Genomic DNA, 24,681 nt, shown 5'->3' with positions numbered 1-24,681 from the left:
GGCCTTATGCTGCGCCGGCGCTCTTCAGTATGTCGGCGTAGGCGCTGCCATTGCGGTGCTCGCTGACAATGGCGAGTACCGTGCGGCCATCGCGGCCTGCAGCATTCACATCGCGCTGTTGCTCGGTAAACATGCCAAGAAATAGCGCAAAGTCGTCGGCGCGCATGCTCTGGTATGCCTTCAAAAGGATGTGGAAATCCTCATTGCTGCCGTCGTGAGGGCGGAAATTCAGGAAGCTGCGAACGTGGTCTTCGGTCCAGACTTCGTCGATAATTTTTTGTTTGTCTTTCTTCATTTCAGTTTCTGCGCAAGTAGTTTGTTAACCATGCCAGGGTTGGCCTGGCCCTTAGAGGCTTTCATAACCTGGCCGACAAAATAGCCGACCAGTTTTTTTCGTTTGGCGTCGTCAGCCGCCAGGTACTGCTCGACCTGTGCGGCGCTGTTGGCGATGACTTCATCGACCATGGCTTCAATGGCGCCTGTGTCGGACACCTGCTTCAGCCCTTTGGCGTCGATAATTTCATCCGCCGTGCCTTCACCCTGCCACATGGCTTCGAACACCTGCTTGGCAATTTTGCCCGAGATGGTGTTATCGAGAATGCGGGCGATCAGATTGCCCAGTGCATCCGCGCTGACGGGCGAGGCAGTAATCTCCTGTTCGACCTTGTTCAGCTGGCCGAGCAGCTCAACCTGCACCCAGTTGGCGGCAATCTTGGCATCGCCACAGGCCGCGACAACCGACTCATAGTAGTCGGCCAGCGCAATGCTGCCTGCGAGCACATTCGCATCATAGGCAGACAGATTGTACTGCGCCATGAAGCGGTCGCGCTTGGCGGTGGGCAGCTCTGGCAAACTCTCGCGGACGGCCTGGACATAGGCTTCGTCAATGACGACAGGCAGCAGATCTGGCTCAGGGAAGTAGCGATAATCGTTGGCCACTTCCTTGCTGCGCATAGAGCGTGTTTCGTCGCGGTCGGGGTCGTACAGGCGGGTCTCCTGGACCACCTTGCCGCCGTCTTCCAGTATGTCGGATTGACGTTCGATCTCGTGGCGAATCGCGCGCTCTACAAAGCGGAACGAGTTGACGTTCTTGATTTCAGCCCGAGTGCCGAATTCTTCCTGACCGTGCGGGCGCAGGGAAATGTTGATGTCGCAGCGCATCGAGCCCTCGGCCATATTGCCGTCGGAGATGCCCAGATACGTGACCAGGCTGTGCAGGGCCTTGAGGTAGGCCACCGCCTCCACCGCCGAGCGGATGTCTGGTTCGGAGACAATTTCCAGCAATGGTGTGCCGGCCCGGTTGAGGTCGATGCCGCTCATGCCATGAAAGTCTTCGTGCAGCGATTTGCCGGCGTCTTCCTCGAGGTGGGCGCGGGTAATGCCGATTTCGCGGGTGCTGCCGTCTTCCACTTGGATCTCAAACGTGCCCGTGCCGACGATCGGTGCCTCGAACTGGCTGATCTGATAGCCCTTGGGCAGGTCTGGGTAAAAGTAGTTCTTGCGATCAAATACTGAGCGCATGCCGATCTCGGCGCCGATACCCAGGCCGAACATGACGGCCATGTGCACCGCCTCTTTGTTCAGTACCGGGAGCATGCCCGGCATGGCGAGATCGACTGCGCTGGCCTGGGTGTTGGCTTCGGCACCGAACGTGGTTGGTGAGCCAGAAAAAATCTTCGACTGCGTGGCCAGTTGCAGGTGTACTTCAAGGCCGATGACTGTTTCCCATTGCATCAGGCGGCACCTCCTTCGGCGATGGCAGGCATGGCTTTGTGCCAGTCGGTGGCCTGCTGCAGGCGGTGTGACACGTTCAGCAGACGCGATTCTTCAAAGTGGCGACCAATCAGTTGCAGGCCCACCGGCTTGCCATCAACCAGGCCTGCTGGGGTGGAGATGCCCGGCAGACCGGCCAGGTTGACGGCCAGTGTGTAGACATCTTCCAGGTACATGGCAACCGGGTCATTGCTCTTGGCGCCCAGTGCGAAAGCCGGACCTGGTGTGGTGGGGCCGGCGATAACATCAACTTTGTCGAAGGCGGCCATAAAGTCGTCGCGGATCAGGCGGCGTGCCTGCTGTGCTTTCTTGTAGTAGGCGTCGTAGTAGCCGGCCGAGAGCGCGTAGGTGCCCACCAGAATGCGGCGCTTCACCTCGTCGCCAAAACCCTCTTCCCGGGTCCGGGTATACAGGTCGTGCAGGTCGGCCGGGGTGTCGCAGCGGTGGCCGTAGCGAACGCCATCAAAGCGCGACAGGTTGGTGGAGGCCTCCGCCGGCGCGATGATGTAGTAGGCCGGAATCGTCAGGGCGGCATTGGGAAGGGAAATTTCCACCAGCTCGGCGCCCTGGGCCTCAAGTTCCCTGAGCGCTGCCTGAATGCATTCGCCCGTTGCCGGATCCAGTCCGTCGCCAAAATATTCGGCGGGCAAACCGATGCGCAGGCCCTGCAGGTCGTTGTTCAGTGCAGCTGTATAATCTTCGGTGGCCTGTTCGGAAGAGGTGGAGTCCAGAGGGTCGTGCCCGGCCATTACATTCAACAGCAGGGCGCAGTCCTCGGCGGTATGGCCCATGGGGCCGCCCTGATCGAGGCTAGAGGCATAGGCAATCATGCCCAGGCGCGAGACTCGGCCGTAGGTCGGCTTGAGGCCGGTGATGCCACAGAACGCCGCAGGCTGACGGATGGAGCCGCCGGTGTCAGTACCGGTGGCTGCCGGGGCGAGTCGGGCAGCGACGGCAGCGGCAGAGCCGCCCGAGGATCCGCCTGGAACCAGCGACAGGTCCCAGGGGTTGTGGGCAGCGCCGTAGAAGCTGTTCTCGTTGGAGGACCCCATGGCGAACTCATCCAGGTTGGTTTTACCCAGAATGACTGCGCCGGCGTCGCGGAAGCGGCGAATCACGGTGGCGTCGTAGGGGGGCACAAAGTTGTCGAGTATGCGCGAGCCGCAGCTGGTGCGCATGCCTTCGGTGCAGAAGATGTCTTTATGGGCAATGGGTACACCCGTCAGTGGGCCACCCTGGCCGCTGGCCAGCAGGGTGTCGGCCTCGGCGGCAGCGGCAAGCGCCGCTTCGCGATCTACGGTGATAAAGGCGTTCAGATCGCCGTTCAACCGCTCAATACGGCCGAGATAAGTGCTGGTGAGCTCGACACTGGAAAAGCGTTTGTTTCGCAATCCCGCGGACAGCTCGGCAACAGTCAATTGGTGCATGGAGATAATCCTGAGGCGGCGCAGGCCGCTTATTCGATAACTTTGGGGACGAGATACAGCCCGTCTTCCGTGGCGGGTGCGATGGCCTGGAAGGCGTCGCGGCGATTGAGTTCGGTGACCTCGTCCGCGCGCAGGCGCGCCGTGGCGTCCAGCGGGTTGGCCATGGGCTCCACCCCGGCGGTATCGGCGGCCTGGAGTTGGTCCACCATGCCGAGAATCTCGGTAATTCGCTGGGTTACTTCGCCGATCTGGTCGGCGCCGATGCGGATGCGTGCGAGTTCCGCAATTTTCTCTATTTCGTCTTGCTCGATAGCCATGCTTGTATAACCAGAGGAGGGCCGCCCCGGGGGCGGCAGGGGGCGTAAACTTATCACATTTGCGCCTTGCCCAAAATCCCCGGCGTTGATACAGTTGCTCGAATAAGCCGACAACATATAAGTCGGTCAAAATCGCCCGTAATCTGGCTCTCAGGGAGCAATTTGGTGCGGTTGGTAGGGAGCTTCGCGGTCTGTCCAGCCCAGTTCTCCATCCTAGTCATAAGGTAGTAAATTTTAATGCTGAAGAAATTGCGTGGAGTGTTCTCCAATGACCTCTCCATTGATCTGGGTACGGCCAATACCCTGATCTACGTTCGCGACAAGGGTATTGTGCTGGACGAGCCATCGGTAGTCGCCATCCGGATCCACAATGGTCAGAAGACCATCGAGGCCGTGGGCACCGAGGCCAAGCGTATGCTCGGCCGCACACCTGGTAATATCACCGCCATTCGCCCTCTCAAAGACGGCGTGATCGCGGATTTCCAGGTCACCGAGAAGATGCTCCAGCACTTCATCGCCAAAGTTCACGAAAGTAAATTTATCCGCCCCAGCCCCAGAGTGCTGGTGTGTGTGCCCTGCATGTCGACCCAGGTTGAGCGCAGGGCGATTCGCGAATCTGCACTCAGTGCCGGTGCGCGCGAGGTACGCTTGATTGAAGAGCCCATGTCGGCTGCCATTGGTGCAGGTCTGGACGTGGAGGAAGCCACCGGCTGTATGGTGGTGGATGTGGGTGGTGGCACCACGGAAATTGCGATTATTTCCCTCAACGGCATCGTCTATCGCGACTCCGTGCGAGTCGGCGGCGACCGGTTCGATGAGGCTATTGTCTCCCACGTGCGGCGCCGCTATGGCAGCCTGATTGGTGATGCCACAGCAGAGCGCATCAAGGTCGAGGTCGGCTGTGCCTTTGCGGGCAGTGAGTTGCGTGAAATCGATGTTCGTGGTCGCAACCTGGCCGAAGGTGTGCCGCGCAGCTTTACGCTCAACAGCGATGAAATCCTGGAGTCACTGCAGGACCCCCTGACGTCCATCGTGCAGGCCGTGAAGTCCGCGCTTGAACAGTCTCCCCCTGAGCTCGCTGCCGATATCGCCGAGAGCGGTATCGTGCTTACTGGCGGCGGCGCATTGCTGCGCGATCTGGACAGACTGATCTCCGAGGAAACCGGCTTGCCCGTGATCGTTGCCGAAGATCCCCTGACCTGTGTAGCCCGCGGTGGCGGCCGGGCCATGGAGTTGATGGATCGTCGAACCATCGATCTGCTCTCTACCGAATAAGGCGATTTCTGGCCGCGCAGCTAGTGCGGTCAACCATTGCCTGCGGCCGCGCGAATTTGTTCGCGACCCCAGTCGCTCCTGCAGTAGAATGGGGCTGATGCCTGAATTGCCAGAATAGGAATTGTCATCAAGCCACTGTTCGTCAAAGAGTCTACCCTGGGGTTGCGCCTGCTACTGGCAGTGGTGCTACTCGCCGTCCTGATTGTCGCCGATTTACGCTATAACGCCCTGCAATCCACGCGCTCAGTGATGGAAATCGCTGCCGCGCCGGTTTATTGGGTAGCGGATCTTCCCGGGCGGATGGCCGAGTGGAATGAGGACAATCTCGTCTCCAGAGATGACCTGCAGGAAGAAAATGCCCGCCTCAAGCGCGAGAATCTGGTACTGCAGGGGCGCTCCCACCAAATGGCATCGCTGCAGGCCGAAAATGTTCGCCTGAGAGCACTGCTCAATTCCAGCGCGATATTGCGCGATGACGTACTGGTTGCGGAGCTGATCGGCGTATCACCCGATCCAGTTCGTCACCAACTGGTGCTCAATAAGGGTGAAATGGACGGCGTATATGTCGGCCAGCCCCTCATTGATGCGGACGGTTTGTTGGGTCAGATTGTCGAGGTCAGCCCGATCAACTCGCGCGCACTGCTGATTACCGATGCTACCCACTCCATTCCAGTGCAGGTTAACCGCAACGGCGTCCGGGCCATTGCGGAGGGTACTGGTAGCCTCGGATCACTGGAAATCCATCACGTATCAGCGACGACGGATATCCAGGAGGGTGACCTGCTGGTGACATCGGGTCTGGGCGGGCGTTTTCCGGTCGGTTACCCGGTGGCGGTGGTCGACAAAATAGAGCGCGACCCCGGCCAGCCGTTTGCATACATTACTGCCATGCCCAGTGCGGCGCTGGATCGCAGTCGTCACGTGCTACTGGTATTCACTCCAACTCCTGCTCGGGAAGGCTGACCTTGGTTGAGCAGGGTGCGCACGGTTATTGGGCCATTCTGGTCTCTTTTTTTGTCGCGCTGGTATTGGCCGTCATGCCCCTGCCGCTGTGGCTGGCATGGGGCGCCCCGAGTGGGTTGCGGTGGTGTTGATCTACTGGGTCATTGCCTTGCCGCACCGGGTGGGTATGGTCACCGGGCTGCTGCTGGGGGTGATGCTCGATATTCTCGAGGGCGCCGTGCTTGGGCAAAACGCCTTCGCGCTGGCGGTGGTGGCCGCACTGTCCATGACCCTTTATCAGAGGCTGCGTGTGTTCAGCCTGGGGCAGCAGGCGGGCGTCGTGTTTGTCCTGGTGGGCATTAACCAAATGATTTGCCAGTGGGTCCAGAACCTGCAGGGAGCGGGTGCAACGACGTTGTTGTTCCTGTTGCCGGCCTTCTCCAGTGCGTTGCTGTGGCCGTTTGTGCTGCATATTCTGCGTGGTGCCCGGCGCCACTATCGGGTGAGCTGAGATGCGCCTGCTGCTTGCATCGGCCTCGCCACGCCGTCGCGAACTGCTGGCACAGCTGGGCGTGCAGTTTGATCTGGAGTCGGCGGATATCGACGAAACCGTGAATGTCGGCGAAAAGCCCGCTGACTATGTACTGCGGATGGCCAGAGAGAAAGCCGCCGCGGTAGCCGGGCGGCATACCGGTGAAGCACTGGCCGTGCTTGCCGCCGACACCTCGGTGGTCATTGAAGATGATGTCCTGGGAAAACCGGTTGATCACTTTGACGGCCTTGCCATGCTGGCGCGCCTGTCCGGACGTTGGCACAGCGTCATGACGGCGGTTTGCCTGTGCTGTGAGGATGGTCAATCCGAAGAAATCCTGGTTGAGACGCGCGTGCGTTTCGGCCAGCTGACCCGGGCCCAGTGTGAGGCCTATCTGGCCACAGACGAGCCCTGGGACAAGGCCGGCGGATATGGCATCCAGGGGCTGGCGGGGGCTTTTGTCAGCAGCATCGAGGGAAGCTACAGTAATGTCGTCGGCCTGCCTCTCCATGAGACCTGGCAGCTGCTGGCAGCGGCCGGTGTCACCACGCGACTGGAGCGGACTGAAGACATGGGAGGTAGTGAGTGAGCGAAGAAATCCTGGTCAATGTCACGCCCATGGAAACCCGGGTAGCGGTTGTCGACAATGGCGCCCCCCAGGACATCCACATCGAGCGCAGTGCGAATCGCGGTATCGTCGGGAATATCTATGCAGGCAAAGTTGTTCGGGTGCTTCCGGGCATGCAGGCTGCCTTTGTCGAAATTGGTCTGGAGCGAACCAGTTTTATCCATGTCTCGGATATTTATGTCGCTGGCGGTCGCAGTTCCGACTCAATTCGCGATCATCTGCACGACGGCAAGAAAGTCATTGTTCAGGTGACCAAGGAACCTCTGGGAACCAAGGGAGCCCGCCTGACGACCGAGCTCTCGGTGTCCTCGCGCTATCTGGTATTTATGCCGCAAACTTCGCATGTCGGTGTCTCGCAGCGCATCGACGATGCCGCTGAGCGAGAGCGTCTGCAGGCACTGTTGGCTGAGGGGCTGGAACTGGAGGATATGGCGCAGGAAGGCGGTTACATTTTGCGCACCGCTGCGGAAGGAGCGGGTCTCGACGAAATTCGTGCCGATCTGCGTTTTCTCAAGCGTCTCTGGAAAGCGGTCACCCGGCGTGCCGAAGCGGCGACCAAAGCGGAACTACTGTACACCGATCTGCCGCTGCACATGCGCACTGTGCGCGATCTGGCTCGCCCCGGCGTGAGTCGCATCCTGGTCGATAGTCGTGAAAGTTTTACGGCCCTGCAGGAGTTCTGCAGTGACTATGTGCCGGAGGTATCGGGGCTGCTGGAGCACTATCCCGGTGAGCGCCCGCTGTTTGACCTGCACGGCATCGAAGACGAAATTCAGCGCGCCCTGGGGCGTAAGGTCGAGCTGAAATCAGGTGGCTATCTCATTATCGACCAGACTGAGGCGATGACGACCATCGATGTGAACACCGGTTCATTTGTCGGCCGGCGCAATCTGGAAGAAACGATTTACAAGACCAATCTCGAGGCGGCAACCATGCTCGCCCGGCAGCTGCGGGTGCGCAACCTGGGCGGCATTATTATCGTTGATTTCATCGATATGCGTGATGAGGAGCACCGTCGCCAGGTGCATCGGACCCTGGAAAAGGCCATGCAGAAAGACCCCGCGCGCAACAAGATTACCGGCGTATCTGAGCTCGGCCTGGTCGAAATGACGCGCAAGCGCACGCGTGAGAGCCTTGAGCATGTCCTGTGCGAAGATTGTCCGGTTTGCCAGGGACGCGGGGTACTGAAATCGGCCGAAACCGTCTGCTATGAGATATTTCGTGAAATTATGCGCGACGCCAGGGCCTATGACACGGCCGACATCATGGTGTTGGCCACCCAGGGTGTGGTGGACAGGTTGCTGGATGAAGAGTCCGCCAATGTCGCTGATTTGGAAGAATTCATTGGTAAGACCATCAGCTTCCGGGTAGAACCTCACAGCAATCCGGAACACTTTGACATTGTACTTCTCTAAGTCCTCACCATGAGTGAAGATACCTCGCCTCGCGACTCCTTTTTTCATCGTCTCAGTTCCCTGCTCTGGGCCGGGGCGGTGCTGGCGATTGTGCTGCTGGCCAGCTACGTCAGCCTGGGGCGTTTGCTCAGCCAGAATCTGCAGAATTTCCAGGTCGAGATCCTGGCAGAGCTGAATGGGCGAGTCCCCTTCGAGATTCAGGCGGACAGCCTGCGGGGGGAGTGGCGCTCCTTTACACCGGAGATCGTGCTCGAGGGACTGCGACTCAAATTGCCCGGGGCCCAAGGTGACACGGTAGAACTCAGCGGTGGCCGCGTGGGTCTCGACGTGCTGGATTCGTTGCTGGCGAGAAATCTCCACATTACGTCCATTGAGTTGGACGCCCTCGAGCTCTACGGTGAGCTCGATGCTGAGGGACGGCTGGTTTTTCCGGGACTACAGGGTGGGAACACCCCGGTGGGCAGCTGGCTGCGGGAGTTCCTGCTCAACGTGGAGTTTGCGGCGCTCAATCAAAACAAGCTACGCCTGGCCTTGCCCAGCGGCGAACAGCGCACGTTTGACCTCAACCTGCAGCTGCAACGCGCGGGCAGCCAGCGGCAGTTTTCGGCCCAGTTGGCATCGACGCGTGGTATTGATATTGAGTTGCGTGGCACGGGGGTAGGAAATCCCTTCGAGGCTGATGCGTTCACGGGGCAGCTATATCTTGCTATCGCCTCCAGTGATATCGCCGCCGCCCGGGAGATGCTGCCGACGCCGGCACTGTTGTCGGCTGAGGGCGAGCTCGACACCCAGGTCTGGTTGGACTGGCAGCGCGGCGTACTCGATGTCGATATGGACCTGCGCTTGCGCAACCTGATGCTGCAACCCGTGGCGGCCGAGTGGCGCATGCCCTTGGACGAATTGTCGATGTCCATAAGCCTGGTGGAGCACAGTAACCGCCGTACGCTGTATGCATCGAACGTGCTGGCGCGCAGCGGGGACGTGGAAGTATTGCTACCGCGCTTGCAGCTCGACACCTGGGGCGAGTCCGGGCGTTTACGGGCGCGGGACGTGCCGGTGGAACCGCTCAATCAGCTGGCCCTGACCTCCGGCGTACTGCCCGACAAGGTTGCAGCCGTGTTTTCCACACTCGACGCCAAAGGCGATGTCACTGCACTGGAATTGACCGTGGGTGAGTTGAGTAATCCCGTGGCGGACTGGCAGGTAGAAGCCAATTTCGACAACGTGCAGGTCAACTCGTGGAAGGGGGCGCCGGGCGTGACCTCCGGCGCGGGTTACCTGGAGCTGTCTGACAGCGGTGGCTATGTGGTTATCGACAGCCAGCAGTTCACGATGGACTTTCCCACCGTGTACCGGGAGCCGTTGTTCTTTGACGACTTCAGCGGCACCCTCAATATCGACTGGGATGATCAGTCCCTGTTGCTTGACAGCGGCCTGATTACCGCAGCGGGTGTCGTCGGTACGGTGAAATCGCTGTTCCGCCTGAACATTCCCTTCGAACCGACACCGACCGGGCTGGAGATGGATCTGGTTATTGGTATCCAGGATACCCATCCCGTCCACCGTCTGAAGTACCTCCCTTATATCCTCAATGACAACCTGCTTGACTGGCTCAGAGGCGCCATTGGTGAGGGCGAGGTCCGGCAGGGCGCCTTTATCTGGCGGGGCAGCCTCAAGCGCGGTAGCGCACCGCTGCGCACCGTGCAGTTGTTCTTCAACGTGGCTAATACACGGATCAATTATCACCCTCAGTGGCCGCCGGTTAGCAAGGTGGCGGGCACTGTGCTGATTGACGATGTGGACGTCAGTGTCTGGGCCGATTTTGCTCAAATGTATGAGGCTGAGCTGAGCCAGTTGTCGGTTGAAGCCTGGATGAATCAGAGCAAGGAAATGCAGTTGGCGGTGCACGGCGAGCTGGCCGGCGATGCTTCAGACGGGTTGCTCATCGTCAATAATTCGCTGCTGGCAGACCTGACCAGCGATGCATTTTCCCGCTGGCAGGCATCGGGAGAGCTTGAGGCGGAGCTCGATTTACAACTTAATCTGGCGCGACCTGGGAGCGCCCCCACGGTGGAGGTCAATGCAGTCCTTGCGGATACCTCGCTCAGTATTGAGCCAGGCAATTTGGCCTTGGAAGCGGTGGCGGGCCGGGTGCGTTATAACTCCCAGTCGGGGTTCAGTTCCGAGGATTTGACAGGCCTGCTGTGGCAGCGCCCGGTCACCGCGCGACTACAGCAGCGCGCTCTGGATCCGGCGCTACCTGTTGCCGGATTCAGCAACGCTGTATTGGAGGTCGGCCTGGAGAGCACGGTAGATACCGCGGCGCTGCAGGAGTGGCTGCCCTTTGAGGTCATGCATCTGGCCAATGGTGAGGCTGATGTTTCCGGGCTGCTCGCGATTCAGGCGGGGCAGGCACCGCAGCTGCAACTGGATTCAATGCTCGAGGGGGTGAGCCTCGATCTTCCTGCGCCCTATACCAAAGCCGCCGATGAAGCCCGTCGCTTTCAGCTACTATTGCCGCTGGAAAGAGATCGCGTGAACCTGGATATCCGTCTGGGCGGCGATTTGAGTGTCAGTTTGCTACAGGCGCAGGGCAATTTACTGGGAGCATCTGTCGGGGCAGGGGTGACTGCCGCACCCGTGGAGCTTGGTATTGTTCAGGGGAATGGCCAGTTATCGTACCTGGACCTCGAACAATGGTTGGCGTTTAGCGACCGCTATCTGATACCGATGGAGGAGGGCGATGCTCGGGTCGAGCAAGAGCCGGACGTTGAGCCGCAGCTGCTACGGCTGCAACTGGACGAGATTTACGTGGACCGGGCGCGATTGTGGGGCAAGGAGTTTGCTGACGCCCGATTCAGCCTGGCGCTGGACCAGCAAATCATGCAGGTGCAGGCGGAAACCAAGTGGTTGCGCGGTACTTACTTCCAACCCACCGAGGGGCGAGCGGGGCTCAAGCTGGATTATCTCGATTTCACGGGCATGAGTGCCGCGCTGGGCGAGGTGGATGAGGAAGTCGCTGCAGAGGCAACTGCGCCACAGCTGCTGGAGATACCTGACATGCAGGTGGTGGTGTCGAATCTGGCGCGGGGTGAGGAAACTTTGGGTGAGTTCCAGTTCAGTCTGGCCTCCGAAGGCACGTCGGTGCACGCGCGCGATATTACCGGCGAGATCGCGGGACTGCGCTTATCCCCTGAGGCGCCTGCGCAGCTGCACTGGCGTCAGAATGAACAAACGGAACTTACTGCGCCGATGAGATTTAGCGACTTCGGCGACACCCTGGAGCAGTTTGATTACGGTCGCTTCCTGGAAACCGCCAGCGGTTCCCTGGAGATTGCGTTAACCTGGCCGGGCTCCCCCAGGCATTCTCGCTGGCAGAATCCGACGGGCGCATTGATATTGGTATGGGGCGTGGGCGTTTCCTCGAGACGCCTGCAGGCGCGACGGGCGCCTTGCGCCTGGTGAGTATTTTTAATCTGGCTGAAGTCGCGCGGCGTCTCAGCCTGACGCATATGTTTGAGTCGGGGGTGCCTTTCAATAGTTTGCAGGGGCAGATGAATCTCGCCAGTGGAACCCTGGAAGTACCCGCCATAGCCATAGAGGGCAGTTCCAGTCGGTTTGTGTTCAGCCTTGAGACCGACCTGGAAGCAGAGACCCTGGATGGCGAACTGGTGGCAACCCTGCCAGTGGCCAATAACCTGCCCTGGGTGGCTGCGCTAGCCGGCGGCCTGCCGGTGGCAGCGGGCGTCTTCGTGGTGTCGAAGGTATTCGAAAAGCAGGTTAATCGACTATCCAGCGGGGTTTACGCCATCGGTGGTACCTGGAGTGAGCCCAGCATTGAATTTGATCGCATTTTTGACGATGAAACACGGCGCCAGGTCGAAGCCCTGGTCGAGGCGGTGGACCCCAACAACGTGCCCGATCCCAACGAGACGGCGTTAATCGCCGTAGAGCCGGTGGCCCCCAATTCACCCATTGATGAGGGTTCTACTGCCGACTAGGCGTGCTCTTGAAGTTCACGCAGGTAGCGAAATAGCTTGCGGCTGGCCGCCGGTGGCTTATTGTTTTTCTTCTCGCGCTGCGCCTGTAGTACCAGCTGGCGCAGTTGCTGACGATCCGCGTCAGGCCACTTGGCCATGACCTTCTCTACGCCATTCACTCCTGCCGCGAGCACGTCATCGCGCAGGGCCTCGAGCTCGTGAAATTTCTCATTGGCAACTTTGGCCGGCTTGTGCAGGGCTTCAAGCGCGTTTTCAATCGGTGTGGGGTCAACGTCGCGCATCAGCTTGCCGATAAACTGCAGGTGTCGCTTGCGGGCGTTATTACTGCGGATATTGCGCGATTCCAGGATGGCTTCCATCAGCCGGTCATCCTCGATGGGAATGCGCGCCAGCTCCTTGTCCTTGAGGCGGGTGAGTTTCTCGCCCAGGGCTTGTAGGGCCAGCATCTGCCGCTTTATTTCGGTTTTGCTGGGGCCTTCTTCGAGTTCGTCGTCAAATTCTTCGGGATCGTCACGCATAAAATAGAGTCGCCAGGCCGAGGAAAGAGACAAAGCCCACTACATCGGTCACGGTGGTGAGAATGACACCGCCGGCGAGGGCGGGGTCGATATTCAGGCGCGATAATAACAGAGGGAGGGCTGCGCCGGTAAAGGCCGCGGTAATCAGGTTGATCACCATGGCAGCGGCGATGATAATGCCGATATCCCAGTCATCAAACCAGAGTGAGGCGGCAACTGCCACCACGGCCGCCCACAGCAGGCCATTAATCAGCCCGATACCAAGTTCGCGCACCAATAGCCAGTTCTGGTTGTTCTTCCCCACCTGACCGATCGCAATACCGCGAATGAGCACCGTCAGGGTCTGGGTGCCGGCGATGCCCCCCATAGAGGCCACAATGGGCATGAGCACCGCCAGGGCAACGACCTTCTCGATGGTGCCTTGAAACATGTTGATCGTGGAAGCGGCGATAAAGGCGGTGACAAGGTTGATGCCCAGCCACACTGCGCGTCGTGGCGCTGCCTTTGCCAGGGGCGCAAAGGTGTCTTCTTCTTCATCCAGACCAGCCATGGACATGAAGGAGTGGTCGGCGTCTTCCCGGATCACGTCAACCACGTCGTCAATGGTAATCCGGCCGAGCAGTTTGCCGCTCTCGTCGACCACCGGCGCGGACACCCAGTCATTGCGCTCAAACAGGCGGGCCACCTCATCGTCGGGCGTGTCGACGGGGATAGGGTCGATGTCGGTGACCATCATTTCGCGCACAGTGGCCGAGGGGTCAGAAACCAACAGCGTCCGCAGGGGCAGCAGGCCGATATATTGATCGGTGCGGTTGACTACGATGAGGTTGTCGGTCATCTCCGGGATCTCATCGTGGCGACGCAGGTAGCGCAGAACAACGTCGAGCGTCAGGCGGGCACGAATGGTAATGGTGTCCGTGTTCATCAGGCCGCCGGCGATATCGTCGGGGTAGTGCATTACCTGCTCGAGGCGAGCACGGTCCTGATGGTCCATGGCAGTGAGGACTTCGCGGGTTACCCGGTCCGGCAGCTGCTGGAGAATGTCGGCGATATCGTCGTCTTCCAGGCCCTCGGTAATGGTGGCAACCTCAGCTGCGTCCATGCGAGACAGGAAGTGCGCCTGCAAGTCATCCGACAGCTCACCGAGCACTTCACCTTCGACCTCGACGTCGACCATTTTCCAGAGAATGTGGCGGAACTTTGGCGGAGAGGATTCCAGTAAATGGGCGATGTCGGCGGGGAGGAGGCCGTTCAGCATACGCCGCACGTCAACCATGGCGCCGCTGTCGAGCGCCAGGGTCAACCTGTCGAGGGTAGCCTGTGATTTGGCCAAGTTATGGGGCATGCCCGCACTCCCTATGTGGTCCGCGACTGCGCGGTATCCGGAAAATTATCCGGCAAAGCGCCGTATTCAACAACGGGATTAGTTACGCGGCGTTATTCGGCTTCGTCAAAACGATTGGCGATAAGCGCGGTAATGGCTTCCAGCGCCTGCTGCTCATCGCGGCCGTCGATGCGTAAATCCAGCACCGTGCCCTTGCCTGCAGCGAGCATCATGACAGACATGATGCTTTTGGCGTCGACCATATTGCCGTCGCTGCCTGCTTCAATGGAGCTCGAGAATGCCGATGTGCAGCCCACAAGCTTTGCTGCCGCCCTGGCGTGCAGGCCGAGCTTGTTGATGATGGTCACCTGGGTTTCTATCACCTTACTGCAATTCCCTGTGGCGTAAGTGTATGGCTGGAAACTGCTCCTGATAGTGCCGGAACAGGCGGTCAGCCAAATATACTGAACGATGTTGACCGCCGGTACAACCCAGCGCAATTGTCATGTAGCTGCGGTTGCTGTCCCGGTAGCGAGGCAACCAATTGTCCAGGTAGGTCCTGATGTCGTTGAACAGTTCATCCGTGAGCGACTGGGCTTCGAGAAATTCACGCACTTGTGAGTCGAGCCCGGTCATGAGTCGCAATTCCTTTACCCAGTGCGGGTTGGGTAGCATGCGCACATCAAAAACCAGATCGGCATCAGCGGGGACGCCGCGTTTAAAGCCGAAGGATTGTACGAGTACTGACATGCTACCGCTGGCTGCGCCCAGCAGCCGTTGTTTGATCGCATCGCGCAGTTCGTAAATGGTCATCTGGCTGGTATCCAGCACCAGTGATGCGGCGCTGGAAATAGACTCCAGCAGTTGCCATTCGCGCTCGATAGCCTCGGGCAGTGCCAGGGCCTCAGAGGTCAGCGGGTGCTTGCGCCGGGTCTCGCTGAAGCGTTTGATGAGGGTGGCTTCCTGGGCGTCGAGAAACAGAATCTCGGTGCTTACCGAGGCGGGCAGCGATTCCAGAATAGCGCTGAAGTTGGCGAGATCCTTCCACGCATTGCGAGCGTCGATACACACGGCGGTGCCGCGAAAATGGGTGAAGTGGTCGCCGCGGGTTTCCTCTACCAGCGCAGGGAGTAGGGAGCAGGGCAGATTATCAATACAGTAGTAGCCTTCATCTTCGAGCTGATGCAGGGCAGTACTTTTGCCCGAGCCCGACCGGCCACTGATGATAATAAGCTGCATTGCGCTATCCTGTGGCCAGATCGTAAAGGGCCGCGGTGTTGTCGGCCTGGCGCAGGCGCTGACAGAACTCGGCGTCGCTGAATTTGCGGGCGATATGCGCCAGCGTATCCAGATGCTGCTGGTGCGCTTCACTGGGCACCAGTAACGCGAAGACCAGATCGACCTGACGGCCGTCCGGTGCGTCGTAGTCAATGGGCTCAGCGAGCGTGATCAGCGTACCCAGTGGCTGGGTGCAGTTGTCAATGCGGCTATGGGGAATGGCAATGCCGGCACCGAGACCGGTGCTTCCCAGCTTTTCGCGAGCGATGAACTGGGCGAAAATTTCGTCGTAACTGAGTGAGAGTTGGTCCTCGCTGATAATGCGGGCGATGGTTTCGAAAAGTCTCTTTTTGCTGACTCCGGGCACCTGGCAGGCAGTGCGCTCCGGAGTCAGGAGATTATCCAGCGGTTGTTGCATGGCTGGGTTTAGTGTCCTCTGGTTTTTTCCTTGTGTTTAATAAGCTGGCGGTCAAGCTTGTCCGCCAGGGCGTCAATCGCGGCATACATGTCCTCGGACTCCGCATGGGCGAAAATGTCAGCCCCTGATATGTGTACGTTGGCTTCTGCTTTCTGAACCATTTTCTCCACGATCAGCGTGACCTGGGTGTTGGTGATCTGATCAAAATGTCGCTGCAGTCGTTCAAATTTACTCTCGACATACTCCCGCAGGGCTGAGGTGACCTCTACGTGGTGTCCGCTGACATTCAGTTGCATACACTTGCTCCTTCTTCTGATGAATCCAGGCGGTGGCCCGGAACCGGCAGTACCGGATTTAATCCTCTGAAGTAAAGTCTAGACCAAGCCATGGCCGGCGCGTAACTTTTTCCCGCAGGTAGCCCGCCGTCATCTAGACCAACCTCTTGCGTTCGTTCGACGGAGGAATCAGCAGGGTGTCGCGATACTTGGCGATGGTGCGCCTGGCGACTTTAATCCCCTGTTCCTCCAGCAGCTGGGTGATCTTATTATCACTCAGTGGTTTGCGCGGATTCTCAGCCGCGACCAGTTTTTTGATAAGTGCTCGAATAGCGGTGGAGGAGCATTCTCCCCCGGCCGTCGTGGCCACATGACTGGAGAAGAAGTACTTCAATTCGAAAATGCCGCGAGGTGTGTGCATGTACTTCTGGGTGGTGACCCGGGATATTGTTGACTCGTGCATTTCCACTGCCTCGGCGATATCGTGCAGCACCAGTGGCTTCATGGCTTCTTCGCCATATTCCAGAAAATTGCGCTGATGTTCGACAATTTTGGTGGCAACTTTCATCAGGGTTTCGTTGCGACTCTGCAGGCTCTTCAAAAACCAGCGCGCTTCCTGCAGGTTGTCCTTGAGATAAGTGTTGTCTGCACTGTTATCGGCGCGCTTGATGAGGCTGGCATACTCCGCGTTGATACGCAGTCGCGGGGCGATGTCCGGGTTGAGTTCCACCAGCCAGCGGCCGTCTTTCTTGCTCACAAATACATCCGGAACAACGTATTCGACTTCGCTCGGAGCGAAGGTTTCCCCGGGGTTGGGGTCCAGGGTCTGAATCAGCCCCAACACGTCTTTCAGTTGCTCTTCCTTCAGTCGTGTGCGGCGCATGATCTGGCTGAAATCGCCGCTGGCGAGTTGACCGAGATGGCGATTCAGTATTTGCCGGGCTTGCTCAAGGTAGGGGGTGTCAGCCGGTAGCTGCTGTAGCTGTACCAGAAGACACTCCTGCAAGTCGCGCGTGCAAACCCCGGCAGGCTCGAACTGCTGCAGCATATGCAGCACTGCGACAACCTCGTCCTCATCGATCTCCAGTTCATGCCCCTGCAGCGACTGATGGATGTCTTCAACACTTAACATCAGTCGCCCGTTGTCGTCCGTGGCATCGATAATCGCAAGCGCGATCACTCGGTCGGTGTCCGATAGCCGGCTCAGGCCAAGCTGCCATAGCAGATGCTCCTGCAGCGACTGGCGCGCACCGCCGCGGGTTTCAAAGTCGCTGCCGGGAACGTCCTCGGGAGGGGGTGGCGGGGCTGAGCCGGAGGGCAGTAGGTCCTCCCACTGGGTGTCTACGGGTAGGTCGTCCGGCAGGGTCGCCGAAGCGGTATCCTGGGGAGTGTTTTCCCCTGCGGTAGCGGTTTGCTCCAGGTTTTCGAGGGGGCCGTCGTGGCTGGGGGTGCTATCGGTGTCAGGGGGCTGTCTACCGGCCCCGGCTCGTCTTCGCCGGCTTCCAGCAGGGGGTTGTTATCCAGCGCCTGTTGAATTTCCTGTTGTAAATCCACGGTCGACAGCTGCAGCAGGCGTATTGCCTGTTGCAATTGGGGGTCATGGTCAGCTGCTGGCCCAGCTTTAACTGCAGCGATTGTTTCATGAGTGGATTTTGCGCCCTCAGGTGCACTTCGAGAGGTGCACTTCGAGAGGTGCACCGCTATACAACGAGAAGAAGTTTAGCTCCCCTCTGACGGGGGTGGCAAGGTTGTGGCGCGAAATTTGCTTGTTGACATGTGCCCCCAAAAGGGACAAGGGCTATAGCGAGAATTGTTCGCCCAGATAGATGTCGCGAACGCGCTGGTTGGACAGCACATCATTGGCGGTGCCAGAGGCGATAATATGCCCCTCGCCGACAATAAAGGCCTTTTCGCAGATATCGAGGGTATCCCTGACGTTGTGGTCGGTAATCAGTACGCCGATACCGCGGTCACGCAGATGCGTAATAATGTGCTTGATGTCATTCACAGAAATCGGATCGACGCCGGCGAAGGGTTCATCGAGCAGGATGAAGTCGGGCTCGGTGGCCAGGGCTCTGGCGATTTCAATGCGTCGCCGCTCGCCGCCGGACAAGGCCTGCCCGAGGCTGTCCCGTAAATGCTGGACATTAAACTCCTCGAGCAGCTGGTCGCAGCGCTCCCGGCGCTGGGCCCGGTTGAGGTCCGGCCGGGTTTCCAGGATAGACATAATGTTGTCGGTGACGGTGAGCTTGCGGAAAATGGACGCTTCCTGGGGCAGATAACCGATGCCGTGGCGGGCCCGCTCGTGCATTGAGAGTGGGGTAATGTCGTTGCCGTTGAGCTCGATGCTGCCCCGATCGGCCTTGACGATTCCAATGATCATGTAGAAGCAGGTCGTTTTGCCGGCGCCATTGGGGCCCAATAAGCCCACCACCTGGCCGCTCTCCAGTTGGATGGAAACGTCCTGTACAACCTCGCGGCCCTTATACGCCTTGGCCAGATTACTTGCGATCAGTGTTGCCACTGGCTTCCTTTTCCTTTTGTACCGCGGTCGCTTCGATCACGACCTGTACGCGGCTGTCTTCACGGTTTTTGTCGGAGTCCGCCCGTACCAATTGTTCGGTGATAAAGTAATCGATGCTGTCGCCGGTCACGGTCGAACCTTCCTGCTCGATGCTGGCGTTATCGCGCAGCTGCACCCGATCTTCACTCTTGTGATACTCGATCACGTTGGCACGGGCTTTGATCAGACCCTTGTCGGGTTCCGGTTGCTGCTGCATGTGTGCCGGGGAGCCCTCGGCGAGGATGCGGTCAGCTTTTTCCGCATCGTGATAAACGGTGATGCGCTCCGCCTTGATGTGCAGGCTGCCCTGGTCCATGGTCACATTGCCCTGGTAAAGGGTGAACCCCTGTTTCTCGTCGCGCACAGCTTCGTCCGCCTCAATCAGAATCGGCTGATTACGGTCGTCCGGCAGGGCGATTGCGGCGGTGGTAGAGACCAGGCTCGCGAGAATCAGTAAACACGCTGCCAGCGGGGCAGGTCGCTCATGGCGACGGAACATAAATGCTCTCCACATTGGGTTTCAGGCTAATTGTTTCATTCTCCAGGTTGGCGACCATGCCATCGGCCACCGTCTGATTTTTCCCCTGGGTAATCGTCACCTGCCGATTGCTCTCGGCGATTTGGGTGTCCAGGAAAATATCCATAAGGTGCGTGTTCATGCGAGTGCCGGTCTGGTCGTGGGACAGTACCACATTTTTGCGTAACAGGAGGCGCTCATGTTTGTGCTCCCAGCGGCCGCGAGTGGCACTGGCAGACCAGGTCTTGCCATCGGCACTGTGGGAGTAAAATTTGGGGTTCATGATCATCGAGTAGTTGCCCTCGCGAAACCGGTCGACCCGTTCGGCCTCGAGAATATCGCTGAGGTAGCCCTGTTCATCGAATGCCCAGGTTCGAACGCCCTCAATGTAGGTGAGCGGCAGTGCCTCGTGACGCTCACTGGTCGCCACATCCGCGGTACTGGCGGTCCTTGGGTTCCAGTAGTAGGTGGCTGCGAGCAGGATGGTCAGCGCCAGCAGGATTTGCAGGGTGGGTCTTGGCATTAGTTGAACTCGGCCAGTAGCGTATCTAGTGAGCCGCGCATGTGCAGGATCCACTCGCCGGCTTCGCGGACTGCACCGCGCCCGCCAGCGGCCTCACTGACCCAGTCTGCGGCGTCGTGCAGCGCGGTGGCACCGTCGCTGACGGTCAGGCCAAGGCCGGCGGCCCTGACAGCGGCCAGGTCGGGCAGATCGTCGCCCATGTAAGCGCATTCGCGAAGCTCGACACCGCGTGAATCACACAGTGCCTGGAGGGCGACCAGTTTGTCTTCGCGGCCCTGTATGACGTCGGTAATGCCGAGCTCGCGCGCGCGTCTGGCGACGATCTCAGACTGGCGGCCAGTGATAATGACGACATCCACCCCGCCGCGCTGCAACAGTTTTATACCCAGGCCATCCTTGATATTGAAGCTCTTCAGTTCTTCGCCATTGTTGCCGTAGTAAATGCAGCCATCGGTGAGTACCCCATCGACATCCAGGGCGAGCAGCTTGAGTGATTGCGCGATTTCTGTGTGGGTCATTAGGCTATTCCCGCATGCAGAAGGTGCATGAGATGAAGGACACCGCGAATCTCCCGGCTGTTGTTGTCGGTAATGATCAGCGAGGTAATTTCCGATTCTTCCATGGTCTTCATGGCTTCCGCGGCGAGTATGCCTGGCGCTGCGGTTTTCGGGTTGCGGTGCATCAATTCGCCCATGGAGGTGGTGGTAATGTCGACCCTGGCATCGAGGGCTCGACGCAGGTCGCCGTCGGTGAAGACGCCTTCCAGCAGGCCGTCGCTATCGACAATGGCGGTCATGCCAAGGCCCTTGGCGCTGATTTCGAGCAGTGCGTCCGACAGCGATGTGGTTGTGGTCACCGTGGGAATGGCGTCGCCGGTCTGCATAAGGTCAGCCACCTTGAGCAGCAGCTTTTTGCCCAGCGTTCCGCCGGGGTGGGAGAAGGCGAAATCCTCGGCAGTAAACCCGCGGGCTTCGAGCAGCGCAATGGCCAGCGCGTCGCCCATCACCAGCGCGGTGGTGGTCGATGAGGTAGGCGCCAGGTTGAGCGGGCATGCCTCGGTTTCTACGCCGGTGTCGAGGTGGGCGTCAGAGGCAAGTGCAAGCGTTGAGTCGGGGTTGCCGGTAAAGCTGAGCAGCGCGGCTCCAATCCTTTTCAGCAGTGGCAGAAGGGTGACAACTTCGCCGACTTCGCCGCTATTGGACAGCGCGATAACGACATCGTCGCCGGTAATCATCCCCATGTCGCCGTGACTGGCTTCGCCGGGGTGGACGAAGAACGCCGGAGTGCCGGTGCTCGCCAGCGTTGCGGCTATTTTGCGGGCGATGTGCCCGGATTTGCCCATGCCGGTAACGATAACCCGGCCTCGACAGCCCAGCAGAATGTCACAGGCGCGATCAAATGCTTCGCCGATGCGCGATTCGAGTTCGGTGACTGCGGCCGCTTCCATACCGATGGTGCGCCTTGCTGAGGCGGCGTGGGAGGAGCTGGACTGTGTTGCCATAGACAGACCCTGTCAAATGGTGATGTACAGCCAGTAATAATACAGTCCGTAGAACGAGACTAACAGGGTTCCTATGGTGCGCCCGACATAGGCGTGACCTTCCTGGGAGCGACTGCGGCGCCGGCTGATGTAAATGGCCAGCGCTAGGAAAACTGTGAGAAACGTCATGGTGGGATAATCGCGCGTCACCACCGAGCTCTCTAGTGTCTCCGCACCGACAATGCCGGGGATGGACATAACGGCCAGCAGGTTGAACAGGTTGGAACCAATCACGTTGCCCAGGGCAATTTCGGTATGGCCGCGCAGGGCGCTGGCGATGGTGGCAGCCAGTTCCGGCAGACTGGTGCCGATGGCGACAATGGTCAGGCCGATGACAAGTTCGGATACACCCAGGGTTTCGGCCACTTCGACGGCGCCCCATACCAGCATACGGGAGCTCGCGATCAGCAGTGACAGGCCAAGCGCAAAGGTGAGCCAGGCGCGCAGGGGTTTGAGGTGGGGCAGGTACTCCTCTTCAGCCTCTTCGACCAGCACCTCGTCGTGAGTCTGGCTGCGCACCATGTGCACCATGATGAGGGCCAGTGAGCCGAGCATCAGCCAGCCATCGACGATGGAAAGAACATCGTCGATGAGCAGCACGCCGGCCCCAAAGGTGACGATCAGCAGGGTCGGCATTTCTTTCTTCATACAGCTCTCGTGCACCATCATGGGTGCCACGAGCACAGTAATACCAAGTACCAGGCCGATGTTGGCGATGTTTGAGCCAATGGCATTGCCAATGGCGAGATCACCCGCGCCGGACAGGGCGGCGGTGAAAGAGACCAGCACTTCCGGAGCTGAGGTACCCAGGGACACGATTGTCAGGCCGATGATGATGGGCGACATACCCATATTTTCCGCAATCGAGGATGCCCCGGCCACGAACAGGTCGGCACTCCAGATGAGAATAATAAAGCCGACCAATATGGTGGCGGCAGCTAACAGCATAGAAAATCGTTTCCTGTTACAGTAAGCGCCCTTCGCGCGGGGAACACTCCCGGCCAGCTGTTGTCTGACAGCTAGAGGGCCTGTACCTCGCGCCCGATTTGTGGCGCAGTGCAAGGCGCGATTATACAGGGCACAGCCCGAGAGCATAGTAGCTTTGATGGTTAAGGAAGAAGAGATGAGATTTGTATCGCAGTTCACGTCACTGGCGGTGTGTATGATGCTTGCGTTTACCGTCAGCGCTGAGGGTGAAGCCCCAGGTGCGCACGACGTTGTTCGGGAGGCCAGCGAGAAGGTGATGCAGGTTGTCGAAGAGGCCCAGGGCTACGCCGAAGAGGACCCCGACCGCTACTACGGCGAGGTGCAAGCCATTCTTGATCCCGTTATCGACTTCCGCGGATTCGCTCGCGGTGTCATGGGTCCCTATGCCAGCAGCGACAGGTACCGCTCCCTCGATGAGGCCGGCCGCGCCGAGCTGCGCGACCAGCTGGATCGCTTTACTGAGGTGATGCGTGTGGGGCTGGTCCGCACCTACAGCAAAGGCTTGCTGGCCTTTGGCGGGTCGCGCATTGAGGTGTCCGCTCCGGCGCCGGATGAAGCCGAGCAGCGCCGGGTGGCGGTTGAGCAGCTTATCTACACCGAGGGCACCCAGCCTTACATACTTATCTACCAGATGGGCCGGGACAAATCCGGCGACTGGAAGTTGCGTAATGTGATTATCGAAAGCGTGAATCTGGGCGAAATCTACCGCAACCAGTTTCAGGCAGCAGCACGCAAGGAGGATGGCAACCTCGACGCTGTCATCGACAGCTGGAGCGCCATTGAAGTCGAAGATGAGAGCGATAGCTGACACAGTCGCCAATCCCCGCATTTTCTCCTAAAATGCCGCCCTTTGTCCGCGGGCCGCTCTGGCCCTGCGGCCGACAGCTTAACGGGAGAGGACTATGGATGCCGCCACGGTAAAGAACCTGCTAGAACAGCACCTGCCGGATTGTGAGTTTCAGGTGCAGGGCGAGGGCAGTAATTACGACATCATCGCCGTGGGCAGCGTGTTTGAAGGTCTGCGTCCGGTTAAGAAGCAGCAGCTGGTATACGGCGCCCTGAGCGAAGAGATTGCCTCCGGCGCTATCCACGCGGTGAACATTCGCACTTTGACGCCCGCGGAGTGGCAGGCCGAGGCCTGAGATTCCCACGCCGGGTCTGTCCATGCAAAAACTGCTGATCAAGGGTGGTGGCGCGCTGAATGGTGAGCTGCGCATTTCCGGCTCCAAGAATGCCGCACTTCCCATCCTGGCTGCGACCCTGTTGGCCGACGGGCCGGTGGTGGTGCGCAACCTGCCACATCTTCAGGATGTGACGACCATGATCGAGTTGCTCGGTTGTATGGGGGTGACCCTGACCATTGACGAGAAGCTTGGCGTGGAGGTGGATAGCCGCTCGACCTCGCGTTATGAAGCGCCGTATGAGTTGGTGAAAACCATGCGCGCCTCGATTCTGGTGCTCGGGCCGCTGCTCGCGCGCTTTGGCACGGCCAGGGTGTCTTTTCCCGGTGGCTGCGCCATCGGCAGTCGCCCGGTTGATCTGCACCTGCGAGCGCTCGAAGCCATGGGCGCCACGATAGAGGTTTTGGAGGGCTATATATACGCCCACGCCGACGGCCGTTTGCGCGGCGCGCATATCGTCATGGAGACGGTGACCGTCGGTGGGACCGAGAACGCCATGATGGCCGCGGTTCTTGCCAAAGGCCGTACGGTGATCGAGAACGCAGCGCGTGAGCCTGAAGTGGTGGATCTGGCAAACTGCCTGGTGGCTATGGGGGCGAACATCTCTGGTCACGGTACGGGTACCATTACCGTGGAGGGCGTGGAGCGGCTGCAGGGCGGCGAGTACACCGTTATGTCTGATCGGATAGAGGCAGGCACTTACCTGGTGGCTGCAGCAGCCACGCGAGGGAGCATACGCCTGCGGGATGTTAACGCGCATGATCTCGACTCGGTGTTGGCCAAGCTCGAGCAGGCGGGCGCAGTTATTGGCTCAGGTGACGATTGGATCAGCCTGGATATGGAGGGGCGCCAGCCTCGGGCGGTGAATATCCGCACGGCGCCTTTTCCGGGCTTTCCGACGGATATGCAGGCCCAGTTTACCGCCATGAATGCTGTGGCTCAGGGAACCGGTACCGTGACGGAAACGGTGTTTGAGAACCGCTTGATACAGGTCCATGAAATGAACCGTATGGGCGCGAACATTGTGCTCGAGGGGGCCACTGCGATTATTACCGGTCGGGACCGGCTGCAGGGCGCCCCGGTGATGGCGTCAGATCTGCGCGCCTCGGCCAGTCTGGTGATCGCCGGCCTGGTCGCCGATGGAGAAACACAAGTAGACCGCATTTATCATATAGATCGCGGTTATGAATGTATCGAAGAGAAACTACAATCGCTGGGTGCCAATATTCGTCGCCTGCCGGACTGAC

General features: G+C 59.3%; 24 protein-coding genes and 2 pseudogenes. 9 read left to right on the top strand and 17 right to left on the bottom strand.

Annotated elements, in window-relative coordinates; translation table 11 throughout:
- Nucleotides 1–4: 4 nt before the first annotated feature.
- From BST95_RS17780 to gatC, 4 genes are read right to left on the bottom strand one after another with little or no spacing between them, the layout of a single operon-like run.
- Entirely contained in the window at nucleotides 5–295 is a 291-nt protein-coding gene (locus tag BST95_RS17780) for a PA4642 family protein (protein WP_084200772.1), read from the bottom strand.
- Complete coding sequence (gatB, locus tag BST95_RS17775) at nucleotides 292–1,734, bottom strand: Asp-tRNA(Asn)/Glu-tRNA(Gln) amidotransferase subunit GatB (RefSeq protein ID WP_084200771.1); 1,443 nt, start codon at nucleotides 1,732–1,734, stop codon at nucleotides 292–294. The genes BST95_RS17780 and gatB overlap by 4 nt, the downstream gene beginning before the upstream one ends.
- Nucleotides 1,734–3,200, bottom strand: coding sequence for an Asp-tRNA(Asn)/Glu-tRNA(Gln) amidotransferase subunit GatA (gatA, locus tag BST95_RS17770; RefSeq protein WP_084200770.1), 1,467 nt, complete (start codon nucleotides 3,198–3,200; stop codon nucleotides 1,734–1,736). The genes gatB and gatA overlap by 1 nt, the downstream gene beginning before the upstream one ends.
- 29 nt (nucleotides 3,201–3,229) lie before the next feature.
- Nucleotides 3,230–3,517: an Asp-tRNA(Asn)/Glu-tRNA(Gln) amidotransferase subunit GatC gene (gene gatC / locus BST95_RS17765; RefSeq protein WP_066050602.1), complete on the bottom strand. Its 288-nt coding sequence runs from the start codon at nucleotides 3,515–3,517 to the stop codon at nucleotides 3,230–3,232.
- A 237-nt stretch (nucleotides 3,518–3,754) separates the two neighbouring features.
- Here gatC and BST95_RS17760 point away from each other — a divergent pair, with 237 nt between their 5' ends.
- The 6 genes and pseudogenes from BST95_RS17760 to BST95_RS17735 all read left to right on the top strand — a co-directional run bounded on the left by BST95_RS17760 (nucleotide 3,755) and on the right by BST95_RS17735 (nucleotide 12,310).
- The gene (locus BST95_RS17760; protein WP_066050600.1) at nucleotides 3,755–4,792 is read left to right on the top strand and encodes a rod shape-determining protein; all 1,038 of its coding nucleotides are present in this window, start codon (nucleotides 3,755–3,757) and stop codon (nucleotides 4,790–4,792) included.
- A gap of 105 nt (nucleotides 4,793–4,897) precedes the next feature.
- Nucleotides 4,898–5,755, top strand: a complete 858-nt coding sequence (mreC, locus tag BST95_RS17755; RefSeq protein ID WP_308428298.1) for a rod shape-determining protein MreC — start codon at nucleotides 4,898–4,900, stop codon at nucleotides 5,753–5,755.
- Nucleotides 5,756–5,852: 97 nt separating this feature from the next.
- Complete coding sequence (mreD, locus tag BST95_RS17750) at nucleotides 5,853–6,245, top strand: rod shape-determining protein MreD (RefSeq protein ID WP_240500228.1); 393 nt, start codon at nucleotides 5,853–5,855, stop codon at nucleotides 6,243–6,245.
- Between the two features lies 1 nt (nucleotide 6,246).
- Nucleotides 6,247–6,855 carry a Maf family protein gene (locus tag BST95_RS17745; RefSeq protein ID WP_084200768.1) on the top strand — a complete coding sequence of 203 codons (609 nt, stop codon included), beginning with the start codon at nucleotides 6,247–6,249 and terminating at the stop codon, nucleotides 6,853–6,855.
- A complete protein-coding gene (gene rng / locus BST95_RS17740) occupies nucleotides 6,852–8,309 on the top strand; it encodes a ribonuclease G (protein ID WP_066050591.1) in 1,458 nt (485 codons plus the stop codon). Before BST95_RS17745 ends, rng begins: the two co-directional genes overlap by 4 nt.
- A 9-nt stretch (nucleotides 8,310–8,318) precedes the next feature.
- A pseudogene (locus BST95_RS17735) lies at nucleotides 8,319–12,310 on the top strand (YhdP family phospholipid transporter).
- On the opposite strand, the gene yjgA reads toward BST95_RS17735, so the two are convergent.
- The 13 genes and pseudogenes from yjgA to BST95_RS17665 form a co-directional block, all read right to left on the bottom strand.
- Nucleotides 12,307–12,828, bottom strand: coding sequence for a ribosome biogenesis factor YjgA (yjgA, locus tag BST95_RS17725; protein WP_066050585.1), 522 nt, complete (start codon nucleotides 12,826–12,828; stop codon nucleotides 12,307–12,309). The pseudogene BST95_RS17735 and the gene yjgA sit on opposite strands and share 4 nt — an antisense overlap.
- Nucleotides 12,821–14,173: a magnesium transporter gene (gene mgtE, locus BST95_RS17720; RefSeq protein ID WP_066050582.1), complete on the bottom strand. Its 1,353-nt coding sequence runs from the start codon at nucleotides 14,171–14,173 to the stop codon at nucleotides 12,821–12,823. The genes yjgA and mgtE overlap by 8 nt, the downstream gene beginning before the upstream one ends.
- 92 nt (nucleotides 14,174–14,265) lie before the next feature.
- On the bottom strand, nucleotides 14,266–14,535 hold the full coding sequence (locus BST95_RS17715) for an HPr family phosphocarrier protein (RefSeq protein WP_066050579.1): 270 nt from the start codon (nucleotides 14,533–14,535) through the stop codon (nucleotides 14,266–14,268).
- Between the two features lies 1 nt (nucleotide 14,536).
- Nucleotides 14,537–15,391, bottom strand: a complete 855-nt coding sequence (rapZ, locus tag BST95_RS17710) for an RNase adapter RapZ (protein WP_084200765.1) — start codon at nucleotides 15,389–15,391, stop codon at nucleotides 14,537–14,539.
- A gap of 4 nt (nucleotides 15,392–15,395) precedes the next feature.
- Nucleotides 15,396–15,848, bottom strand: coding sequence for a PTS IIA-like nitrogen regulatory protein PtsN (gene ptsN, locus BST95_RS17705; RefSeq protein WP_084200764.1), 453 nt, complete (start codon nucleotides 15,846–15,848; stop codon nucleotides 15,396–15,398).
- A gap of 8 nt (nucleotides 15,849–15,856) precedes the next feature.
- Nucleotides 15,857–16,144, bottom strand: coding sequence for a ribosome hibernation-promoting factor, HPF/YfiA family (hpf, locus tag BST95_RS17700; protein WP_066050572.1), 288 nt, complete (start codon nucleotides 16,142–16,144; stop codon nucleotides 15,857–15,859).
- Between the two features lie 133 nt (nucleotides 16,145–16,277).
- A pseudogene (locus tag BST95_RS17695) lies at nucleotides 16,278–17,766 on the bottom strand (RNA polymerase factor sigma-54).
- 155 nt (nucleotides 17,767–17,921) lie between these two features.
- Entirely contained in the window at nucleotides 17,922–18,647 is a 726-nt protein-coding gene (gene lptB / locus BST95_RS17690; RefSeq protein ID WP_084200763.1) for an LPS export ABC transporter ATP-binding protein, read from the bottom strand.
- Nucleotides 18,625–19,185 carry a lipopolysaccharide transport periplasmic protein LptA gene (gene lptA / locus BST95_RS17685; RefSeq protein WP_169843990.1) on the bottom strand — a complete coding sequence of 187 codons (561 nt, stop codon included), beginning with the start codon at nucleotides 19,183–19,185 and terminating at the stop codon, nucleotides 18,625–18,627. Before lptA ends, lptB begins: the two co-directional genes overlap by 23 nt.
- The gene (lptC, locus tag BST95_RS17680; RefSeq protein WP_084200761.1) at nucleotides 19,169–19,726 is read right to left on the bottom strand and encodes an LPS export ABC transporter periplasmic protein LptC; all 558 of its coding nucleotides are present in this window, start codon (nucleotides 19,724–19,726) and stop codon (nucleotides 19,169–19,171) included. Before lptC ends, lptA begins: the two co-directional genes overlap by 17 nt.
- Nucleotides 19,726–20,244 (bottom strand): KdsC family phosphatase, encoded by a 519-nt coding sequence (locus tag BST95_RS17675; RefSeq protein ID WP_084200760.1) that lies wholly within the window; start codon nucleotides 20,242–20,244, stop codon nucleotides 19,726–19,728. The genes lptC and BST95_RS17675 overlap by 1 nt, the downstream gene beginning before the upstream one ends.
- A complete protein-coding gene (locus BST95_RS17670) occupies nucleotides 20,244–21,227 on the bottom strand; it encodes a KpsF/GutQ family sugar-phosphate isomerase (protein WP_229801619.1) in 984 nt (327 codons plus the stop codon). Before BST95_RS17670 ends, BST95_RS17675 begins: the two co-directional genes overlap by 1 nt.
- Nucleotides 21,228–21,239: 12 nt before the next feature.
- On the bottom strand, nucleotides 21,240–22,214 hold the full coding sequence (locus BST95_RS17665; protein WP_084200758.1) for a calcium/sodium antiporter: 975 nt from the start codon (nucleotides 22,212–22,214) through the stop codon (nucleotides 21,240–21,242).
- 175 nt (nucleotides 22,215–22,389) lie between these two features.
- Here BST95_RS17665 and BST95_RS17660 point away from each other — a divergent pair, with 175 nt between their 5' ends.
- From BST95_RS17660 to murA, 3 genes are all read left to right on the top strand, one after another.
- A complete protein-coding gene (locus tag BST95_RS17660; protein ID WP_066050547.1) occupies nucleotides 22,390–23,061 on the top strand; it encodes an MlaC/ttg2D family ABC transporter substrate-binding protein in 672 nt (223 codons plus the stop codon).
- Between the two features lie 94 nt (nucleotides 23,062–23,155).
- On the top strand, nucleotides 23,156–23,395 hold the full coding sequence (locus tag BST95_RS17655) for a BolA family protein (protein ID WP_084200757.1): 240 nt from the start codon (nucleotides 23,156–23,158) through the stop codon (nucleotides 23,393–23,395).
- A gap of 22 nt (nucleotides 23,396–23,417) precedes the next feature.
- The gene (gene murA / locus BST95_RS17650; protein ID WP_084200756.1) at nucleotides 23,418–24,680 is read left to right on the top strand and encodes a UDP-N-acetylglucosamine 1-carboxyvinyltransferase; all 1,263 of its coding nucleotides are present in this window, start codon (nucleotides 23,418–23,420) and stop codon (nucleotides 24,678–24,680) included.
- Nucleotide 24,681: the final 1 nt, after the last annotated feature.

Source organism: Halioglobus japonicus (assembly GCF_001983995.1).
In the GTDB taxonomy this organism is placed as follows: Bacteria; Pseudomonadota; Gammaproteobacteria; order Pseudomonadales; family Halieaceae; genus Halioglobus; species Halioglobus japonicus.
Note: the sequence above shows the minus strand (reverse complement) of the source record. Positions and strands in the feature narration are given on the sequence as shown.

What these genes read in the sequence shown, in the direction of transcription:
- BST95_RS17780 (WP_084200772.1), bottom strand. Translation starts at nt 295, where the DNA reads ATGAAGAAAGACAAACAAAAAATTATCGACGAAGTCTGGACCGAAGAC.
- gatB (WP_084200771.1), bottom strand. Translation starts at nt 1,734, where the DNA reads ATGCAATGGGAAACAGTCATCGGCCTTGAAGTACACCTGCAACTGGCC.
- gatA (WP_084200770.1), bottom strand. Translation starts at nt 3,200, where the DNA reads ATGCACCAATTGACTGTTGCCGAGCTGTCCGCGGGATTGCGAAACAAA.
- gatC (WP_066050602.1), bottom strand. Translation starts at nt 3,517, where the DNA reads ATGGCTATCGAGCAAGACGAAATAGAGAAAATTGCGGAACTCGCACGC.
- BST95_RS17760 (WP_066050600.1), top strand. Translation starts at nt 3,755, where the DNA reads ATGCTGAAGAAATTGCGTGGAGTGTTCTCCAATGACCTCTCCATTGAT.
- mreD (WP_240500228.1), top strand. Translation starts at nt 5,853, where the DNA reads ATGGGGCGCCCCGAGTGGGTTGCGGTGGTGTTGATCTACTGGGTCATT.
- BST95_RS17745 (WP_084200768.1), top strand. Translation starts at nt 6,247, where the DNA reads ATGCGCCTGCTGCTTGCATCGGCCTCGCCACGCCGTCGCGAACTGCTG.
- yjgA (WP_066050585.1), bottom strand. Translation starts at nt 12,828, where the DNA reads ATGCGTGACGATCCCGAAGAATTTGACGACGAACTCGAAGAAGGCCCC.
- mgtE (WP_066050582.1), bottom strand. Translation starts at nt 14,173, where the DNA reads ATGCCCCATAACTTGGCCAAATCACAGGCTACCCTCGACAGGTTGACC.
- rapZ (WP_084200765.1), bottom strand. Translation starts at nt 15,391, where the DNA reads ATGCAGCTTATTATCATCAGTGGCCGGTCGGGCTCGGGCAAAAGTACT.
- ptsN (WP_084200764.1), bottom strand. Translation starts at nt 15,848, where the DNA reads ATGCAACAACCGCTGGATAATCTCCTGACTCCGGAGCGCACTGCCTGC.
- hpf (WP_066050572.1), bottom strand. Translation starts at nt 16,144, where the DNA reads ATGCAACTGAATGTCAGCGGACACCACGTAGAGGTCACCTCAGCCCTG.
- lptA (WP_169843990.1), bottom strand. Translation starts at nt 19,185, where the DNA reads ATGTTCCGTCGCCATGAGCGACCTGCCCCGCTGGCAGCGTGTTTACTG.
- lptC (WP_084200761.1), bottom strand. Translation starts at nt 19,726, where the DNA reads ATGCCAAGACCCACCCTGCAAATCCTGCTGGCGCTGACCATCCTGCTC.
- BST95_RS17675 (WP_084200760.1), bottom strand. Translation starts at nt 20,244, where the DNA reads ATGACCCACACAGAAATCGCGCAATCACTCAAGCTGCTCGCCCTGGAT.
- BST95_RS17670 (WP_229801619.1), bottom strand. Translation starts at nt 21,227, where the DNA reads ATGGCAACACAGTCCAGCTCCTCCCACGCCGCCTCAGCAAGGCGCACC.
- BST95_RS17665 (WP_084200758.1), bottom strand. Translation starts at nt 22,214, where the DNA reads ATGCTGTTAGCTGCCGCCACCATATTGGTCGGCTTTATTATTCTCATC.
- BST95_RS17660 (WP_066050547.1), top strand. Translation starts at nt 22,390, where the DNA reads ATGAGATTTGTATCGCAGTTCACGTCACTGGCGGTGTGTATGATGCTT.
- BST95_RS17655 (WP_084200757.1), top strand. Translation starts at nt 23,156, where the DNA reads ATGGATGCCGCCACGGTAAAGAACCTGCTAGAACAGCACCTGCCGGAT.
- murA (WP_084200756.1), top strand. Translation starts at nt 23,418, where the DNA reads ATGCAAAAACTGCTGATCAAGGGTGGTGGCGCGCTGAATGGTGAGCTG.